Raw genomic sequence first — 17,808 nt, forward strand, 5'->3', positions numbered from 1 at the left:
ATGAATGAACGCTGACTGAGATTAGCACACCCTCTACGACCAAGGTATTACCCGGCGGGAACCTTCTGCTTTATTTACCGTCAGACGGCACCGGTTGCGGAGCACGGTTTACCTTGCCTTTGATCAATCTGTCAGATAGTCTTTCTGGCACCTATAAAGGGCTAAACCATAGATATTCCCTATCAATGAATATCCTGCACCCCGGTGTCGGCATATCGCCGCGGTGCCCAAATGGAGCTTTGACGCACATGCTGTTAGCTGTGTTATCCGGCTTTTTGCTGGCAATTGCCGCCCCTTTCCTACACCGGGTTGCGGGCAAATACATTGGGTGGGTGCTGGCACTTTTGCCGGCAAGCCTTGCGGTTTACTTCAGCACCTTTCTTTCTCAGGTTCAGGATGGGCCGGTGCTGCTGGAGTATCAGTGGCTGCCAGGCCTCGATATCTCCCTGAACTTTCTTGTTGATGGCCTCTCGCTGACGTTTGCCTTACTGATCAGCGGTATCGGTACGTTTATTCTGATCTATGCCGGTTCTTACCTTGCCGGTCACAAGTATCTGGCCCGCTTCTATGTGATCATGCTGTCGTTCATGGCATCGATGCTCGGGCTTGTGCTCTCGGACAACCTGATTACCTTGTTTGTGTTCTGGGAGCTGACCAGCATCACGTCTTACATGCTGATTGGCTTCAACCACGAAGATCTGGATGCCCGAAAGTGTGCATTGCAGGGTCTGTTTGTGACAGTGGCCGGCGGCCTGGCGCTGATGGCCGGGCTGATCATGCTGGCCATAATGACTGGCAGCTACTCCCTCGCGGAAATCCTGGCATCCAGTGAGCCGCTGCATCAGCATGTTTTCTACACGGGTGCCGTGCTTTGCATACTCGCGGGCACCTTTACCAAGTCGGCGCAGGTGCCCTTCCATTTCTGGCTGCCAAACGCCATGGCGGCGCCGACTCCGGTCTCCGCTTTCCTGCACTCCGCCACCATGGTCAAGGCCGGCGTTTATTTGATGGCCCGGCTGAACCCCTCACTGGGTGAAGGTGAGCTGTGGAGCCTGATGCTGATGGGCTTCGGCGCTGCCACCATGTTTACCGGTGCCTGGCTCGCGTTTGGCAGTACCGGCATCAAGAAGATTCTGGCCTACTCAACCGTGATGGCCCTTGGCACCCTGACCATGCTGATCGGTGTTGGCACAGAACTGGCCATGACCGCCTTTATCTGTTTCCTGGTGGCCCACTCCCTATATAAAGGCGCGCTGTTCATGCTCGCCGGTGCCCTGGATCATGAAACCGGCACCAAAGACATCACGCTGATGGGTGGCTTGCGCAAATCCATGCCCGCGACAGCGACTATTGCCGCCTTCGCAGCCCTGTCCCTCGCAGGCCTGCCTCCACTGTTCGGCTTTATTGCCAAAGAGTTGATGCTCGAAGCGCTGATTGACGCGCCGGTCTGGAGTGGTGTGCTGCTCTTCGTGACGGTTGCCTCTGCCATGCTGATCGTTGGCGTAGCGGGTCTGGTTGCTATCAAACCCTTCTTTGGCGCCAAGGGAGATACGCCGAAAACGCCTCACGAGGCACCGTTTGGCATGCTCATCGGCCCAGCGGTGCTGACCATTATCGCACTGGTTTTCGGCCTGCTGCCCTTCATCCCGGAGAATGCCCTGCTGACCGCTGCGGTTGCCTCGGTATATGGCAGCCCGGTGGATTTCTACCTGGCCCTCTGGCATGGCATTAACGCACCGCTGATGCTCTCCGCAGCCAGCCTGGTCGTTGGCCTGTTGCTGTTCAAGGCCTGGCCGCGCATTCAGCCAACACTATACGCCATTAACTACGCAGGCGGTCGTGTCGGCCCGGAGGCGGGCTACTTCAAGTTCATGGAATGGATTACCGTAGTGGCAAGTTGGCAGACCCGGATGCTGCAGAACGGTGTACTGGGCATCTACATGCTGGTTATGGTTGCCGTTACCTTTGGTCTGGCGGGCTACACCATGCTGGACCAGTATGGCGTGCATTTCACACTTAACCTGGCCGACAGCCACTTTTATGAATGGGGCATTGCGCTCTTGCTGGTCGCGTCTGCGGCGTTTGCCAGCGGCACCCATTCCCGCCTGGGCTCCGTGGCGTCCATGGGGGTTCTGGGCTTTGGCGTAGCACTCACGTTCATCCTGTTCAGCGCACCGGACCTGGGCATCACCCAGCTACTGGTGGAAACCCTGACAGTGATCCTGCTGGTTCTGGTTCTGTTCAAGCTTCCGGAGTTCGTCAACCTGTCTACACCTTTCCAGCGTTATCGGGATCTGGCGGTGGCAATCTTCGGTGGCGTTGTTATCACCCTGATGATTCTGGCGGTGCTGGACATTCAGTACTTCGAATCCATCTCCTCCTATTACGTTGAGAACAGTGCCCCCCTGGCCTATGGCCGGAACATTGTGAACGTAATTCTGGTGGACTTCCGGGCACTGGACACCTTGGGTGAGATCTTCGTGCTGGCACTGGCTGCCCTGGGCGTGTTCTCCATGCTGAAACTGAAAGCGGAGGATCAGCACAAGCCATGAAATCCAACACCATGATTCTGCATACCGCGGCCTTGCTAATCATGCCGCTGCAACTGATGTTCTCGATTTTCCTGCTTTTCCGTGGTCACGATGAGCCCGGTGGCGGGTTCATTGGTGGGCTGGTTGCCTCTGGCGCGTTTGTGCTCTATGCCTTTGCCTTTGGCGCGGAAGCCACCCGTCGGCTTCTTCGGGTTGGCCCGAGAGACCTGCTGGCCGCCGGCCTGCTGATGGGGCTGGCATCCACACTACCAGCATTTTTCTCAGGCCAACCCATGCTGACAGCCCACTGGTGGGACTTACCGCTGCCCGGTGAAGCCTACCTGAAGCTGTCCACACCGCTGATTTTTGACATTGGCGTCTATCTTGCCGTTCTTGGCACCATCATGACCTTTGTGGTTGGCCTGATGGAGTCCGAAGAATGATCTTTTTCCCAGAGCAGAATTCCGGAGGATCTCTATGGAGAGCCTGATGGCGTACGTAGTGGGCATCATGTTCACTGCGGCCTTTTACATGATGCTCAGGCGGTCCATCGTCAAACTGGTTATCGGTTTGATGATACTCAGTAATGCCGCCAACCTGCTGATCTTTGTTGTGTCCGGCATGACCCGTGGCGCGCCGCCGCTGATTGCGGAAGGCGCCAGCGCCCCGGCAGGCATGATTGCAGATCCGTTGCCCCAGGCCCTGATCCTGACTGCAATCGTGATTGCCTTTGGTGTGTTGGCCTTCGCCGTGGTTCTTATCCGCCGAGCTTACGAAGTGGTTGGAACCGATGACCTGGACCAGATGAAGGATACGGACACTTGAGCCCGGAAATCATTCTTCCTGTATTTATTCCCCTGACGGCTGGCGCCCTGTCGCTGGCACTGTGGCGGTCGATTCGCTATCAGCGCATTCTGGGTGTGCTGGCCAATATCCTGTTGCTGTGGAGTGGCATCTGGCTACTGATGTCCACCACCGACCAGGGCTTTGTGACCATGGAAATGGGCAGTTGGCCGGCACCGTTCAGTATTGTGTTTGTGGCCGATGTTCTAGCCGCCATCATGATCGTACTGACCGGGATTATCGGCCTGGCCATCGCTATCTACTCGCTGGCGTCCACGCCCCGGGGCCATGAAAAGTTTGGCTACTACCCGCTGATGCACCTGTTGCTGGCCGGCGTGGCTGGCTCTTTCCTGACCGGCGATATCTTTAACTTGTTTGTCTGGTTTGAGGTCATGCTGCTGGCCTCCTTCGCCCTGCTGACCCTTGGCGGTGAGCGAGCGCAAATGGAAGGGGCCATCAAGTACGTCACCCTCAACCTGTTCTCCTCTGCGATTTTCCTGTCTGCGGTGGGCCTGCTCTACGGCATGGTGGGTACCTTGAACATGGCGGACATCGCGCAGAAAATTGGACAGGTGGAAGACACCGGTATGCTAACGGTGGTTGCCATGATGTTCATGGTGTCGTTTGGCGTAAAAGCGGCGGCGTTCCCGCTGTTTTTCTGGCTGCCAGCGTCTTACCACACACCCCAGGTAGCGGTTTCAGCGCTGTTTGCCGGCCTGCTCACCAAGGTGGGGGTGTATGCCCTGTTCCGGATGTTCACCCTCGTTTTCACCCAGGATGTCGAGTACACCCACAACATCCTGCTTTGGGCCGCCACCCTGACCATGCTGACCGGTGTTCTGGGCGCAGCAGCACAGTTCGAATTCCGACGCATCCTGTCGTTCCACATCGTCAGCCAGATTGGCTACATGATGCTGGGCCTGGCCTTGTTCACCCCGCTGGCCATCATCGGCGGTGTGTTCTACATCATGCACCACATCATTGTGAAGACGAACCTGTTCCTGGTCAGCGGCTTTACCTATCGCCTGCTGGGCAGCTATGAACTGAAAGACCTGGGCGGTGTTTACAAGTACCGCCCGCTGCTAGCGGTGCTGTTCCTGATCCCGGCCCTCTCTCTGGCGGGCATTCCACCGCTGTCAGGTTTCTTTGCCAAGTTTGTGGTGATTCGCGCCGCACTGGAGGCAGAAGCCTACCTGGTCACCTTTGTGGCCCTGCTGGTTGGCCTGTTGACGCTCTACTCAATGATCAAGATCTGGGCGGAGGTGTTCTGGAAGAAGGTACCAGACCACGTCAGGAATACCGAAGAGCTCAAGGGCAAGCTGAACGAAAAACACGCCTGGGCCTACTATCTGCCAATGGTTGGCCTGGCCATCTGCACCCTGATTATCGGCCTGTATGGCCAGCCAATCTATGAGCTGGCAGAGATGTCTGCCGAGCAGCTGATGAACCCGCAGCTCTACATCGAAGCGGTGTTGGGAGGTGATCAGCCATGATCGGATTTTTCTGGAACGTTTGCCTGGCACTGGCCTGGGTAGCCCTGAGCGGTTCGTTCACCGCCTGGAATCTGTTTGCGGGCCTGTTCTTCGGTTACCTGGCGTTGATGGTGCTGCAGAAGCATGTTCCCGCGCTGAAGGGTTATTCCCGGCGACTACCGAGACTGATTTCCTTTTCCCTGTTTTTCATCAAGGAGCTGGTCAAGGCCAACTTCCGGGTGGCGTACGACGTAGCCACCCCCGTCTGGTACATGAAGCCCGGCGTCATTGCCTTTGAGATGGAAGCACACACCGACGCGGAAATCATGTTCCTGAGCAGTTTTATCTCGCTGACCCCCGGCACCCTGAGCCTGGACGTCTCCGATGATCGGCGAGTGCTCTATATTCACGCCATGTTCCTGCAGGACGAGGAGCAGTTGCGCAAGGATCTCAAGGAACTTGAGTTCCGGATTCTCAAGATCATGCGCTGAGGAGCCCAAACGTGCTGGATGTTGTTATCAATATTGTCTATTTCATGCTGTCGGTGGCCCTTCTGTTCGGGTTTATCCGGTTGATTAAAGGGCCATCATTGCCCGACAGGGTGGTTTCTCTGGAACTGATCGCCTCTATCGTGGTCGGTTACGTAGGGGTGCACGCCATCGATACCGGCGTGCCCAGCCTTCTGGATGTTGCCATTGTTATTGCCCTGACAGCGTTCCTGACGGCCGTTGGTTTTGCCCGGTTCCTGGAGCGAGGAGGACCCAAAAGTGAGTGAACTGATAGTTGCCATATTGCTCCTGACGGGTGCCAGCTTCATGATTCTGGCTTCTGTGGGCATCCTCCGGCTTCCGGACCTGCCCACCCGAATGCACGCGTCGACAAAGGCCGGTGCCATGGGTGCCATGATGACCATGGCCGGTGTGGCGGTGTATTTCGCGGATGTGGTGGTGTTTACACGGGCGTTCGCGATTGTGATTTTTATCCTGATCACCGCGCCGATTGCTGCCCATGTGATTGGCCGGGCAGGCTACTTCCTGGGCACACCACTTTGGGAAGGCACAGTGAAGGATGAACTCAAAGATAACTACGACGACAAAACCCACAAGCTGTACAGCGGCTTTGAACCCGCTCCGGAAAGCGTGATCCCGCCCAAGCACGAAAAGCGCAGCGAGGATGACGAAGACTGAACAAACAAGAACAACCATCCAACAAGACGTCGAAGAGGTGTAGACCATGGCACAAACCCGCATTCTCCCCGCGGCCGACAACGCTTATCAGTACCCCCTTCTGATCAAACGGCTTCTGCTGTCTGGCCCCCGCTATAACCCGGACCAGGAAATCGTTTACGCCAACCGCAGCAAGTACACCTATACCGACCTGGTAGAGCGCATCCACAAACTCGCCAACGCCCTGACAGACGCGGGCGTAAAGCCCGGCGACACCGTTGCCGTCATGGACTGGGATACCCCACGGTACCTGGAATGTTTCTTCGCGATTCCGATGATCGGTGCCATTCTGCACACGGTTAATGTGCGCCTGTCACCGGAACAGATTGTTTACACCATGAACCACGCGGAAGACGATGTGGTGCTGGTACATGACGACTTTATGCCGATCATCGAAGGCGTCAAAGACGAAATCAAAACCGTCAAAACCTGGATTCAACTGACCGACAGTGACGGTGCCAAAGCAACGTCTGTCGATACCCACGGCGAATACGAGGCCTTGCTGGCCAAAGCCGACAATCAGTTCGATTTCCCGGACTTTGACGAAAACAGCGTGGCCACCACGTTCTACACCACGGGCACCACCGGCAACCCCAAAGGCGTGTATTTCAGCCACCGGCAGTTGGTACTGCACACACTGGCCATGACCGGCACCATCGCTCACTTCGATGAAATGCCGCTGCTGCGTTCATCCTCCGTGTATATGCCGGTCACCCCCATGTTCCATGTTCACGCCTGGGGTGTGCCCTACGCAGCCACGATGATGGGCATCAAGCAGGTTTACCCGGGCCGCTACGAGCCAGAACTGTTGGTTGACCTGCTGAAAACGCACAAAGTGTCTTTCTCGCACTGCGTGCCCACCATTATGCAGATGATGATGGCCACCGAGTCCATCAAAACGGCCGACCTCAGCAACTGGCATGTACTCATTGGCGGCAGCGCCCTGACCAAAGGCCTGTGTGACGCTGGCGCCAAACTGGGCATCAAGATGTTCACCGGCTACGGCATGTCGGAAACCTGCCCGCTGCTGAGCGCCACCCACATGAAGCCGGAAGATCTGGAGCTACCGCTTGAGCAGCAAACGGCTATCCGGGTGAAAACCGGCATTGCCGTACCGTTGGTTGACCTGGATATTGTCGACCCGGATGGCAACCCGGTTGCCCACGATGGCGAAGCCAAGGGCGAAGTGGTTGCCCGGGCACCGTGGCTGACCCAGAGCTATTTCAAGCAGGCTGACAAGGGCGAGGAACTCTGGGAAGGCGGCTGGTTGCACACCGGTGACGTGGCGAGTATGGAGCCAGACAACACGCTGACCATCAAGGATCGCATCAAGGATGTCATCAAGACCGGTGGCGAGTGGCTTTCCTCTCTGGACCTTGAGAACCTGATCAGCCAGCACCCGGCCGTTGCGGGTGCCGCTGTGGTTGGCGTGCCCGATGAGAAATGGGGCGAGCGGCCGCATGCCCTGGTGACACTCAAACCCGGTGAGCAGGCCGGCGTCGAGGACATCCAGAGCCACCTGAAACAGTTCGTGGAGAGCGGCGAGATCAACAAATGGGCAATCCCGGAGCAAATTGATTTCGTGGAGGATATCCCCAAGACCAGTGTTGGCAAAATCAACAAGAAGTTGATTCGAGACCAGCTCAAGGACTGACCACCTCCGATCTAAAAAAGCCGGCCACTGCCATGCAGTCGCCGGCTCTTTTGTGCCCGGAGATCAGAGCCCGGAGAACGTGAAGTCAACCTCGGGTTTACGCCCTGCCACAATGTCTGCCAATGCCGCTGCGGAACCACAGGAGTGAGTCCAGCCCAGGGTGCCATGGCCCGTGTTCAGGTACAGGTTGGCAAAATGGCTTTTCCCGATATAGGGCACGTTCGAAGGCGTTGCTGGCCGCAGGCCAGTCCAGAACTCGGACTTGTCCCAGTATGCGGCTTCCGGCATCAGTTCCGCTGATCTTCGCACGATAGCCCGGCACCGAGTGTAGTTCAGATCCCGGGTATAGCCATTGAGTTCAGCCGTACCAGCCACCCGTATCCTGTCCCCCAGTCGCGAATAGACCAGTTTGTACTCGTCATCGGTCAAACTGACATTGAACGCCGCGTCCGGGTTCTTGACCGGCACGGTGATTGAGTAGCCCTTGGCGGGGTAAATGTTCAGGAATAGCCCCAGTTTGCGGGCCAGGATGGCACTGAAGCTGCCGAGACTCAGCACATAGCTGTCCGCGCGAAGGATCTGGTGTTTGCCTTCGTTAACGACCTGCACGCCCAGAATACGGTCACCGGCGCGATCAAAATCCAGCACCTCGGTCCCGTACACAAACGTTACGCCGGCCTCCTCACAACGCTTTGCCAACGCCTGGGTGAAGGCCCGGGCATCACCACTTTCATCATCGGCAGTGTATGTGGCTCCGGCAATTCGATGGCGCACTGGCTGTAATGCTGGTTCAATCTGCACCGCCTGCTCCGCATCGATCACCTGTCGGTCACAGCCAAGCTCACGCATGATCCGGGCTGGCTCCATGGCCGCATCAAACTCTGCAGGGTTGGTGTAGAAATGAAGGATACCTTTCTCGAGGTGGTCGTATTCGATACCCACATCTCTGCGCAGTGCCTGCAGGCAGTCCCGGCTATAGGTGCCCAAATTAACCATCTGGCGAATGTTATGGGCTGCCTTGGCTGAGGTGCACTGGGTCAGGAAAGACAAGGCCCAGCGCCATTGGTAGGGATCCAGTCGGGGGCGGAATAACAGAGGCGCATCCGGCTGAAACAGCCACTTCAGTACCTTGACAGGCGCCGAGGGATTGGCCCAGGGCTCGGCATGAGACACAGAAATCTGGCCACCGTTGGCATAACTGGTTTCCAGGCCTGACTGGCTCTGGCGGTCGACTACCGTTACCTGATGGCCCTGCTGGTGCAGATACCAGGCCGAGGTAACTCCTACGACACCGGCCCCTAGAACCAGTACATGCATGCGCGCCTCCTCTGAATCGTTGTCTGTAGTGAAACCTCAGCCTCCGGATTTTTTTACCGTCCATCCTTTCTGCTGAAGCAAGGGCACGAGAATATCCCGTTGGTCTCCCTGAATTTCCACCACACCGTCCTTCACTGTACCACCTGTGCCGCATTTGGCTTTTAGCACTTTGGCGTAGGCCTTCAGGTCTTTGTCATCCATCGGGATACCAGTGATCAGGGTGACCCCCTTACCTTTCCGCCCTTTGGTTTCCCGGCTGACCCGAACAACGCCGTCACCCGACGGCCGTTCCGGCTGCCCGCAGGTACAATCAGCGACCGGGTTCCGACACTCCGGGCACATGCGCCCCTGCTCTGTGGAGAAAACCAGGCCGCCTTCCCGCTTTTTCATTCCCATACACCAGCCTCTGCCTGTTGATCAGTTCAGGCCGGGAGGGTATTTGGAAAACATTTCCGAGACAACCTCGTCAATCAACTTGCGCCGGGTTTCCGGTGACTGGTTTTCGTTCAGGTAACGGCGGCTCGCAGCACGCCAAACCACCTCTGAGGAACGTCTATCAGCCAGTTCGACAACCAGCTTGCCCTCGGTGATTTCCCGAACCGGTGGCGGAGCCGATACGCCCCAGCCAAAGTTGCCTCTTCCGAAACCGAAGCCAAGCCCTACACCCACTTGCTCCAGGCGCTCTTCCGGAACGATCTGCCAGGTAACCAGCAGGTCAGCCTCCGTATCAGGAACCCGCTTCATTGCTTTGCGGGTCATTTCGCGCTCTATCGCGGCACGAACCCGACTGTCATCCAGCGACGTGAAGCCGGAATCCTGTTGTCCCGGTGCATATGCCCAACTGGTGAAGTTTCCGAACACTGTCGCCGAGTTGTAGTCGGTAACCACGTTGCTGGCGCAGCCGGTGATAAATGCGGCCATCACCGCTATGATAAACATTCGCATGGTCTTCTCCTGCGTTAAACACTCATATGGTCCAGTATACGCCCGACCGGGCACTTTCAGTTTGCCACCCGGTTCAGGTTTCCAAACGGTAATCCAGCTTTTGCGCATCGCAGAACGCAGCGAACTCTGTCGCACGGGCTTCAGGTACCGACACCAGCGCATTGACCCGGTTACTGTACTGAATCGATTCAATGTGGCCTTCATGGCCTTCACACCAGTGCCGAAGTGGCTGTTCGTCTGCAAAACCCAGAACCACCTCTGCCTGCACCCGGATCTGCTGTATGGTCCGGCCCACCTCCGATAACACGCTCTCTGCCGCGCCGGCGTAGGCGCGAACCAAACCGCCCGCACCCAGCTTGATGCCCCCGAAGTAGCGGACAACGATCACCAGTACGTCCCCCATGTCCTTGTGCTGGACCACGTTCAGGATGGGCTTGCCGGCAGTACCAGAGGGTTCGCCATCGTCATTCATGGCGGCTTCGGCCGCCGAACCGGGCCGGCCAATCTGGTAGGCCCAGCACACATGACGGGCGTCCGGGTAGTCCCGGTGGGCACGGGCAACGTGTTCCCTGACCTCATCACGGGAGCTTACCGGATACACCCGGGCGATGAAGCGGCTCTTCTTCACTTCCGTTTCTCGCTCAAGGTATCCTGAGGGTACAGGGTAATCTTTACTCATGGAGCAACCTATGACCTCCGAAGATAACGATCAAAACAGTCCTGGCACCGCTGCCCCGGCAAAAATACGCAAGGCGGCCTGCGGCATTCGCTTTGATGAGGACGAGCTGCTAGAAGGCATCGACTTCTCAGCCGCTGAACGCCTTAAACCCGAAGGTGAGCCAAAACCTGCCAAAAGGCAGTCAACCACCGATAAAAACGGGTAGCCGGATGGTCACCTGCAGGCCACCCTCGGAACGGTTCCGGGCCGAGATTGCGCCATCGTGAGCGTTGACAATGTCCCGGGCAATGGCCAGCCCCAATCCCCACCCCTTACCGCCCCGGGATTTATCAGCCCGGAAAAACGGCTCGAACAACTGTTGCAATAACTCGTCTGGTGCGCCGGGGCCATCATCGGCAATATCCAGCTGTATGCTGCCATCCACCAACGCTAATGATGCGTGCACGGATTTCCCCGGTGGCGTGTGGTCCAGCGCATTCTGTAATACGTTATCCAAAGCTCGCTGCAATAACCCCGAATCCCCAAGCACCGACACCGCTCTGGTGTCGTCAGCTGCGGTGAGTTTACAGTCCACCCCACGGTGTTCGGCGTAATCGGCCGCATCCCGCAGCACCCGGTTCATCAGCGCCAGAGGTTTCACCGGCTCACGTTCCATCGAGCCACCGTTCTCGGACACCCGGTAAAGGGTCAGAATTTGTCCGGTCATGGTTTCCAGCCGCTCGTTCTGGCGCAGGATGCTGTCCATGAGTGCGGGGTCGGCACCGCCGTCACTGGCAAGTTCAATGGCAACCCTCTGTCGCGCCAGCGGCGTTCTCAGGTCATGGGAAATATCACGCAGCAGGTGGTTCTGGCGTTCCAGTAACTGACACAGCCGATCGGTCATGGCGTTAAAAGCACTGGCCAGCTGACCGACTTCGTCCCGGCGGCGGGCAATCCGGTTTGGAACCCGCAACTGGGTGTCGCCATCCGCGATTGCCTTTGCCGTCGACTCCATGTGGCGCAAAGGCCTGGAAACGAATCGGGCAATCCACCAACAAGCCAGAGAGATCAGCACAAAAGCCAGTCCAAGCTCGACAAAGCGGAAGAATTTAGGGTCTAGCCAGCCATCACTGCCCATACGCGGCCAGGCAACCAGTTGATAGCCTTCGTCCAGAGTGATGACCGCAGGCTTGTTGGGATACCAGCCCGACTGGATGCGTTCCCGAATCTGGCGTGGCAACCGGTGATGTCCCTCTTCTTTTTCGATCAGCATCAGGTGCAGGTCAAGGCGTTCGCCTTCGGCTCTCAGAAAACGCCACATCGCCCCGCGATCTTCTCCCAAGCGCAGGGCCAGGGCTTCCCGGGCCAGCTCATGCAATCCTACCTGGCGCTCAATGGCCTGGCGTTCCCGGTCCAGCAGATACCGGGTTGCGAGATTGCTGGCCACCACGGTAACCGCCATGGCGAGCCAGATTGACAGGAAAATACGCCAGAACAAGGGGAACATAAAGCGCTTCATACAGCAGGCACCCGGTAGCTGTAACCCAGGCCTCGTATGGTTTCGATTCGAGGAGGATCATCATTGCCGAGCTTCTTGCGCAGGTTGCTGATGTGCATGTCCAGAGTACGATCGTAGGCTTCCAGCCTGCGGCCAAGGGCCCACTGCATCAGGTCGGTTTTGCGCACCACACTGCCGGCGTGGGCCAGCAACACCTGAAGCACCTCGTATTCGGTCGCTGTCAGTTCCAGGGGCGCATCATCCTGATATATTCGCCGTTGGCCGGGCTCCACCCGCAGGTCCCCGTAGGTGCGGTTGGCGTCCACATCGGATTTCTGGTCCCAGGCGATGCGGCGAAGCAGCGCCTGCAGGCGGGCAACCAGCTCGCGGGGATTGCAGGGTTTCGGGATGTAATCATCGGCGCCCACCTCAAAACCGACAATACGGTCGGTCTCGTCGCCCCGGGCGGTCAGCAGAATCACCGGCAGGTGGGTTTGCCCACGAAGTTCGCGCAGCACATCCAGGCCATTGATGTCTGGCAACATGATATCCAGAACCACAATATCGCAATCCTGCCCCAACGCCAGGGCCAGGCCATCCCGGCCATTGGCCGCTTCCCGTACCGTGAATCCCTGATTGGTCAGGTATCTGGCCAGCAGTTCTCTCAGCTCGTCATCGTCTTCGATCAACAATACCCGGTTCTGCATGCTGCTCTCTCGTCTGTTATACGGCCACAGTCTAGCACGGCCGCCAGAGGGTTCTGATCTACCACGTTTTTTCTTTACCGAACCTTTACAACGCCCTGACACCATCTGACTTGGCACGGCGTACCATGGCAGTCATCCGATAACGCCTGACAGGCACAACCGAACCCTAGAGGTAATCGTTATGAAAGCTAAATCATCTCTGCTAACCGCTGGTGTACTGATGGCCACACTGTTTGCCGCCAGCCCCATAGCCATGGCGGAACATCACGGCAACAAGCACAAAGCCGGAAAATGGGATAAACAAGAAATGTGTGAAAACTTCCGCGAGGGCAAAGGCCCATTCAGTGAAGAAATGCGGGAGAAGTACCAGGAAAAGCGAGAAATGCGCCAGCAAAAGATGCAGGAGCACCGAGCAGACATGGCCGACCGCCTGAAACTGAACGAAGAACAGCGGCAGATCTGGGACGAAATCCACCAGGAACGCCAGGAAAAGCATCAGAATCGCCGTGGTAACTGGCAGGAAAAAATGGAAAAGCACTGCGCCAACACCGAGGAGTGATCACCAGCGGGGTTCTGTCGTATGGTATAGGGTCACCTAAACAAGCTTGATCCGACCCCATGACCGAACCCGCTGTTCCTGAAATCACACTAAGCACCTGCGCCAGCATTGCCGATATCCCGGAGCGGGACTGGCAACGGCTGGCCGGGTGCGACAACCCCTTCCTGCGCCATGAATTCTTTCAGGCACTGGAACGCTCAGGCTGCACCCGCACCGAAACCGGCTGGACACCCAGCCATCTGGTATTTCGCGTTGACGGTAAAATTTGCGGTCTCGCCCCGGCTTACCTGAAAAGCCACTCCATGGGCGAATATGTTTTTGACTTCAGTTGGGCGGAAGCCTACCAACGCTACAACCTGCCCTATTACCCCAAACTCCTGATCGCCGTGCCGTTCACCCCCTCCCAGGGCCCCCGATTCTTGTTGGAGGAAGGCTTCCGCGGGCAGCTCACGCCGGCACTGCTCGACTCGCTTCTGACCGACCTGACCGAACAACTTGGCGCGCATTCCTGGCACCTGCTGTTCCCGGACACCGCAGACCAGGCTCTGTTACAGCATGAGGACGAACTGCACCGCATCGGATGCCAGTTTCACTGGCACAACCACGGCTATGAAGGATTTGACGATTTCCTCGCGGCGCTCACCTCCCGCAAGCGTAAATCCATTCGCAAAGAACGCCGGCAAGTGGCCGAGCAGGGCATCCACTTCCAGCATTTTCACGGGCAGGATATTTCAGATCAGGTACTGTCGGCCTTCTACGTGTTCTACCGGGCCACCTACCTCAAGCGCGGCCGCCCACCCTACCTGAACAAGCTGTTCTTCGAGCAATTGCGGGAGACCATGCCAGAACACCTGCACCTGATCATGGCGGTTCGCGAAGGCCAGCTGATTGCCGGCGCCCTGTTCCTGGACAGCGACACCACCCTGTATGGCCGTTACTGGGGCTGCCTGGAAGAATACAACCACCTGCATTTCGAAACCTGCTACTACCAGGGCATTGAACTCGCCCTGACACTCGGGCTCCAGCACTTCGATGCGGGCGCACAGGGAGAACACAAACTGGTGCGGGGCTTTGAACCCATCATTACTCATTCCTGGCACGGCATCCTGCACCCGGGGTTTCGAGAGGCTATCCAAAGCTTCACACACGAAGAAGCAGAGCATGTGATAAGTTACTTTAACGACGCGCAATCCGCCCTGCCATTCCGACAGCAGGAGCCGGATTAGCCTCTATACTGTAACCTCAGTACGGGAATTCGACGGAGGTCGAACGCCATGGACACTGGCCAACTGGGCACTTTTCTCTCATCAGATCATCTGCCGTTACTGCTCTCGGCTGCAGCCATACTGCTTGCCTTGGGCTCCATCCTGTTTACCGCCAGCGCCCGGCGTCGGCACCGGGAGGAGTTAACAACCCTGCGTGAGCGGGCCGACACCCTCTGGCGGGAGGTCGACGAGTTTCGGGTAGCGCAGTTCAACCGCACGGGCGAGTCCGGTTCATCACCACACATGTCCTCTTTGTTTGACGAAGCCCGGTACCGCACTGAAAAAGAAGCCTATGACAAACTCTGGCCACAGGTGTGGCACCTGTACGAGCGCCTGGGCATGTTCCTCAGGGCCGTTGAAGCCGGTGAGGCATCGGGGGAATTGAGGCTGGAAGCCCGCCATGCGGCCCTCGAAGCCCGGAATCTTCTGAACAGAAATCGCCCATTCTGCAGCGACGTGGTCGACGGGCTCGCCACCCGACTAATTGATACCGAAATCAAGGCACACCTGGCAGCCTGCCAGCATCTTGACCTGCTGAAAGATGTCTCCAACACCTCGTCCAGCCATGACCGACGGGTGTTGCAGGACAAATGCCACAGCCTGCACGAAGGCGATGCCCGGGACCTGATCAACCAGCTCGCATCAACCATCCGTGAAAGAAGTATCCGTAACTCATAGAGTGCGACCCGGGTTATATTGCTTTGACCAAGGGTGATCCGGAACTTATTTGCCCGGGTACAGTCTGTGAAACCTCCCCAAGACGGACACGCCAATGACACGACTATTGAAGTACTCTGGCTGGTTTCTGGGCGCACTGCTGTTGCTGTTTTCCGGCCCCCTGCTGCTGGCAGCCACCGGCACCCAGCCAGAACGAAATGCCTGGCAAACCGCCAGCCGTGACAGCGCTGGTATAGCACCGGCGGCGGTAGACACTCACGAAGCCATCGTTCAGGTATACGGCGCCCGGGCCTGGAGCTGGCGCGGCTATTTCGCGGTACACACCTGGGTGGCCACCAAAGAGGAAGGCGCCGATCACTACAAGGTGCATGAGGTCATTGGCTGGCGCCAGCACGTAGTCAGCTCCCGCCCGGACGATCCAGATCGCCACTGGTTCGGCGCCCGGCCAGAGTTGTATGCCGATATTCGGGGCGATGAGGCCAAGGCACTGATTCCCGACATCTACGAGGCGGTGCAGTCATACCCGTACATTAACGAATACGAGGCCTGGCCCGGCCCGAACAGCAACACCTTCGTGGCCTGGGTTATCCGGGAAACACCGGGGCTGAACGTGGCGTTACCCAATCATGCCATCGGCAAGGACTATCTGGGCAGCCGTGTGGGGGCAACAACACCCGGTGGTGCCGGTTACCAGCTTTCGCTGGGAGGCTATGTTGGTGTTCTGGCGGGCGTCCGGGAGGGTGTGGAGCTGAACATTCTGGGATTGTCGCTGGGTGTTAATCCCTTGGCGCTCGGCATCAAATTACCTGGGATTGGTGAGCTGGCTCTGCGTAATACCAATCCTATGCCGGAGGCTGCGCCTTAGTTTGGGAGACGGCCGGGGAGCGGGTAAGCCTCCCCGACTAAAGCAGACCACGCCGAAGTTTGAAAGAGCTGGTCGGGTGGACCTTCCCAAAAATGTGCGGAGCCAGGGATGGCGGAGCCAAGCGTACACGGACGTATTCACAGCGTTTTTTGGGAAGGTCCACCCGACCAGCTCTAACTCCCAAGCTCAAAGTCAGAGCCTGGCAAACTCCAAATACCGACTGGCCGCCTGTTTTTTCTCGTCCTGAGAATTCAGCAATTCCAGGCGCAACCGGTCGATCACCTTCAGGTAATCATCCAGCGGGGACTTTTTCTTGCCCTGCGATTGAGAAGCCTCGATAAAGTCCTGCTGCTTCTTGCGAATTTCGTTCAGCTTCTCCAGTGCATTCTGGATTGCTTCGATACGGGCGCTTACCGGCCCGTTACCATTAGAGTTTCCGTTGCCATTGGCAGCTTCGTTGCCACCGCGTACACCAAGGAAGGTGTTCTCTGCCGGCGCAGATTCGGTGTTCTGCTCCGCCAGGTCCAGTTCCTCCAGGGTACGCACCTCACCACCTGTGGTCAGGTAAATGCCAGAAGCCTTGATCTGGCCCAGGGGAACGCCCTGCGGGTTGGTGAGAGTAAACTGATCCTCAACGCTGCCAACGTAGAGAGCCTGAACGCCCACTGCCTCCAATGACCGCAAGGCCTGGCCGCCATCAGCAGTTTGCACCCACACCGACAGGGATTTGAACACTTCGTCGTTGGCGTCAATCCAGCGGTTGCCGTCGTCGTCATACTTGGCGAGTTCGCTGAAACCGGAACCGGTTTGGGGACCAAACAGCTCGGAGCCGTCGTCTACCTTGCCGTTGCCATTGCGGTCAAACACCAGGTAACCGCTGCCAGCACCCAGGCTGGCAAACTGGCTGGTCTGGCCGTCGCCGTTCATGTCAAATTCGAACAACGTGTCGGTCAACCGCGCGGTGGAAGCGCCGAAGTTGATCACCAGCGGGTCAGTCAGCGGGCGTTCCTGAATCTGGATCAGTTCGGAGTATTCGTAGGTGCGTGACTGTGATTGTCGAAGTGATAGGGTAAAGTCAATGGTTTCGCCGTTTTGCAGGGTGATGCTGCCGGTGGATGCAAAGCTACGACTCTCGCTTTCCGAGTAGAACATATAGCGGCCGGCAGTCACCGACAGGCTGCCCTGGGATTCCCCCACGGCCTCTCCGCCCAGAGCCGCCCGGCTGACGGTCAATGCCTGCTGGCCGAGCAGGAACAGGTCGGCGGATTTTTCGATCAGCTCGGCACTGGTAAACGAGGCCGTGCGATTATCCCCACTCACCTGGCTGGCACTGCTGAACGCCAGCTGTTCCTGGCTGCTATAACGGTAGGCCGCCTGTCGGAACAAAGACAACTCAGTGGCGCCGGCCTGCAATCCCTGTTGGGGCAAACCCTCGTTCTGCTGGGTAATGCGCAACTGGCTACTGTCCATAGCCTGCACCTGGCGGGTGCTGTTCTGAAACAGGGAAATCTGACTGGATGAAATCATGGTGTTCGTACCTCAACTGACCTGTCAGGGTATCGGCACATCACCGGAAAACTTGAGCAGTTT

At 57.6% G+C, this 17,808-nt stretch carries 20 protein-coding genes; 13 read left to right on the top strand and 7 right to left on the bottom strand.

What is annotated here, in order from left to right; translation table 11 throughout:
- Nucleotides 1–248: 248 nt before the first annotated feature.
- Genes QUE75_RS14265 through QUE75_RS14300 form a run of 8 tightly spaced genes read left to right on the top strand, consistent with a single transcriptional unit; the run spans nt 249 to nt 7,726 of the window.
- Entirely contained in the window at nt 249–2,552 is a 2,304-nt protein-coding gene (locus QUE75_RS14265) for a putative monovalent cation/H+ antiporter subunit A (RefSeq protein WP_061333099.1), read from the top strand.
- A complete protein-coding gene (locus QUE75_RS14270; protein ID WP_061333098.1) occupies nt 2,549–2,974 on the top strand; it encodes a Na+/H+ antiporter subunit B in 426 nt (141 codons plus the stop codon). The genes QUE75_RS14265 and QUE75_RS14270 overlap by 4 nt, the downstream gene beginning before the upstream one ends.
- 34 nt (nt 2,975–3,008) lie before the next feature.
- The gene (locus tag QUE75_RS14275) at nt 3,009–3,356 is read left to right on the top strand and encodes a Na+/H+ antiporter subunit C (RefSeq protein ID WP_058092148.1); all 348 of its coding nucleotides are present in this window, start codon (nt 3,009–3,011) and stop codon (nt 3,354–3,356) included.
- Nucleotides 3,353–4,867 (top strand): Na+/H+ antiporter subunit D, encoded by a 1,515-nt coding sequence (locus tag QUE75_RS14280; RefSeq protein ID WP_072676621.1) that lies wholly within the window; start codon nt 3,353–3,355, stop codon nt 4,865–4,867. Before QUE75_RS14275 ends, QUE75_RS14280 begins: the two co-directional genes overlap by 4 nt.
- Nucleotides 4,864–5,337, top strand: coding sequence for a Na+/H+ antiporter subunit E (locus QUE75_RS14285; RefSeq protein WP_061333096.1), 474 nt, complete (start codon nt 4,864–4,866; stop codon nt 5,335–5,337). Before QUE75_RS14280 ends, QUE75_RS14285 begins: the two co-directional genes overlap by 4 nt.
- 11 nt (nt 5,338–5,348) lie before the next feature.
- Nucleotides 5,349–5,621, top strand: coding sequence for a monovalent cation/H+ antiporter complex subunit F (locus tag QUE75_RS14290; RefSeq protein WP_058092151.1), 273 nt, complete (start codon nt 5,349–5,351; stop codon nt 5,619–5,621).
- Nucleotides 5,614–6,033, top strand: a complete 420-nt coding sequence (gene mnhG / locus QUE75_RS14295) for a monovalent cation/H(+) antiporter subunit G (RefSeq protein WP_072676620.1) — start codon at nt 5,614–5,616, stop codon at nt 6,031–6,033. The genes QUE75_RS14290 and mnhG overlap by 8 nt, the downstream gene beginning before the upstream one ends.
- A 46-nt stretch (nt 6,034–6,079) precedes the next feature.
- Complete coding sequence (locus QUE75_RS14300; RefSeq protein ID WP_286251180.1) at nt 6,080–7,726, top strand: fatty acid--CoA ligase; 1,647 nt, start codon at nt 6,080–6,082, stop codon at nt 7,724–7,726.
- Nucleotides 7,727–7,789: 63 nt separating this feature from the next.
- Here the strand turns inward: QUE75_RS14300 and QUE75_RS14305 are convergent, their stop codons facing one another.
- The 4 genes from QUE75_RS14305 to QUE75_RS14320 form a co-directional block, all read right to left on the bottom strand.
- Entirely contained in the window at nt 7,790–9,043 is a 1,254-nt protein-coding gene (locus tag QUE75_RS14305; RefSeq protein WP_072676618.1) for a D-amino acid dehydrogenase, read from the bottom strand.
- Between the two features lie 36 nt (nt 9,044–9,079).
- Nucleotides 9,080–9,439 carry a translation initiation factor Sui1 gene (locus tag QUE75_RS14310; protein ID WP_061333092.1) on the bottom strand — a complete coding sequence of 120 codons (360 nt, stop codon included), beginning with the start codon at nt 9,437–9,439 and terminating at the stop codon, nt 9,080–9,082.
- A 21-nt stretch (nt 9,440–9,460) separates the two neighbouring features.
- Complete coding sequence (locus tag QUE75_RS14315; protein ID WP_061333091.1) at nt 9,461–9,988, bottom strand: DUF4136 domain-containing protein; 528 nt, start codon at nt 9,986–9,988, stop codon at nt 9,461–9,463.
- A gap of 73 nt (nt 9,989–10,061) precedes the next feature.
- Nucleotides 10,062–10,667, bottom strand: coding sequence for a YigZ family protein (locus QUE75_RS14320; protein WP_061333090.1), 606 nt, complete (start codon nt 10,665–10,667; stop codon nt 10,062–10,064).
- A gap of 10 nt (nt 10,668–10,677) precedes the next feature.
- Between QUE75_RS14320 and QUE75_RS14325 the strand changes: the two genes are divergently transcribed.
- Complete coding sequence (locus QUE75_RS14325) at nt 10,678–10,872, top strand: hypothetical protein (protein WP_061333089.1); 195 nt, start codon at nt 10,678–10,680, stop codon at nt 10,870–10,872.
- Here the strand turns inward: QUE75_RS14325 and QUE75_RS14330 are convergent.
- Together QUE75_RS14330 and QUE75_RS14335 are read right to left on the bottom strand one after the other, a co-directional pair.
- Nucleotides 10,849–12,165 carry a sensor histidine kinase gene (locus QUE75_RS14330; RefSeq protein WP_286251187.1) on the bottom strand — a complete coding sequence of 439 codons (1,317 nt, stop codon included), beginning with the start codon at nt 12,163–12,165 and terminating at the stop codon, nt 10,849–10,851. The genes QUE75_RS14325 and QUE75_RS14330 overlap by 24 nt on opposite strands.
- Nucleotides 12,162–12,851, bottom strand: a complete 690-nt coding sequence (locus QUE75_RS14335) for a response regulator transcription factor (protein ID WP_286251189.1) — start codon at nt 12,849–12,851, stop codon at nt 12,162–12,164. The genes QUE75_RS14330 and QUE75_RS14335 overlap by 4 nt, the downstream gene beginning before the upstream one ends.
- A 181-nt stretch (nt 12,852–13,032) precedes the next feature.
- On the opposite strand from QUE75_RS14335, the gene QUE75_RS14340 reads away from it, so the two are divergent.
- From QUE75_RS14340 to QUE75_RS14355, 4 genes are all read left to right on the top strand, one after another.
- Nucleotides 13,033–13,410, top strand: coding sequence for a hypothetical protein (locus tag QUE75_RS14340; RefSeq protein ID WP_138437119.1), 378 nt, complete (start codon nt 13,033–13,035; stop codon nt 13,408–13,410).
- A gap of 59 nt (nt 13,411–13,469) precedes the next feature.
- Nucleotides 13,470–14,636, top strand: coding sequence for a GNAT family N-acetyltransferase (locus QUE75_RS14345; RefSeq protein WP_286251193.1), 1,167 nt, complete (start codon nt 13,470–13,472; stop codon nt 14,634–14,636).
- 48 nt (nt 14,637–14,684) lie between these two features.
- Entirely contained in the window at nt 14,685–15,353 is a 669-nt protein-coding gene (locus tag QUE75_RS14350; protein ID WP_061333085.1) for a hypothetical protein, read from the top strand.
- A gap of 94 nt (nt 15,354–15,447) precedes the next feature.
- The gene (locus tag QUE75_RS14355) at nt 15,448–16,218 is read left to right on the top strand and encodes a DUF3750 domain-containing protein (protein WP_286251195.1); all 771 of its coding nucleotides are present in this window, start codon (nt 15,448–15,450) and stop codon (nt 16,216–16,218) included.
- Nucleotides 16,219–16,410: 192 nt separating this feature from the next.
- Here the strand turns inward: QUE75_RS14355 and QUE75_RS14360 are convergent, their stop codons facing one another.
- Nucleotides 16,411–17,745 carry a hypothetical protein gene (locus tag QUE75_RS14360; RefSeq protein ID WP_286251197.1) on the bottom strand — a complete coding sequence of 445 codons (1,335 nt, stop codon included), beginning with the start codon at nt 17,743–17,745 and terminating at the stop codon, nt 16,411–16,413.
- Nucleotides 17,746–17,808 lie beyond the last annotated feature (63 nt).

Origin of the sequence: Marinobacter shengliensis, from assembly GCF_030297115.1 — a bacterium.
GTDB lineage: Bacteria > Pseudomonadota > Gammaproteobacteria > Pseudomonadales > Oleiphilaceae > Marinobacter > Marinobacter shengliensis.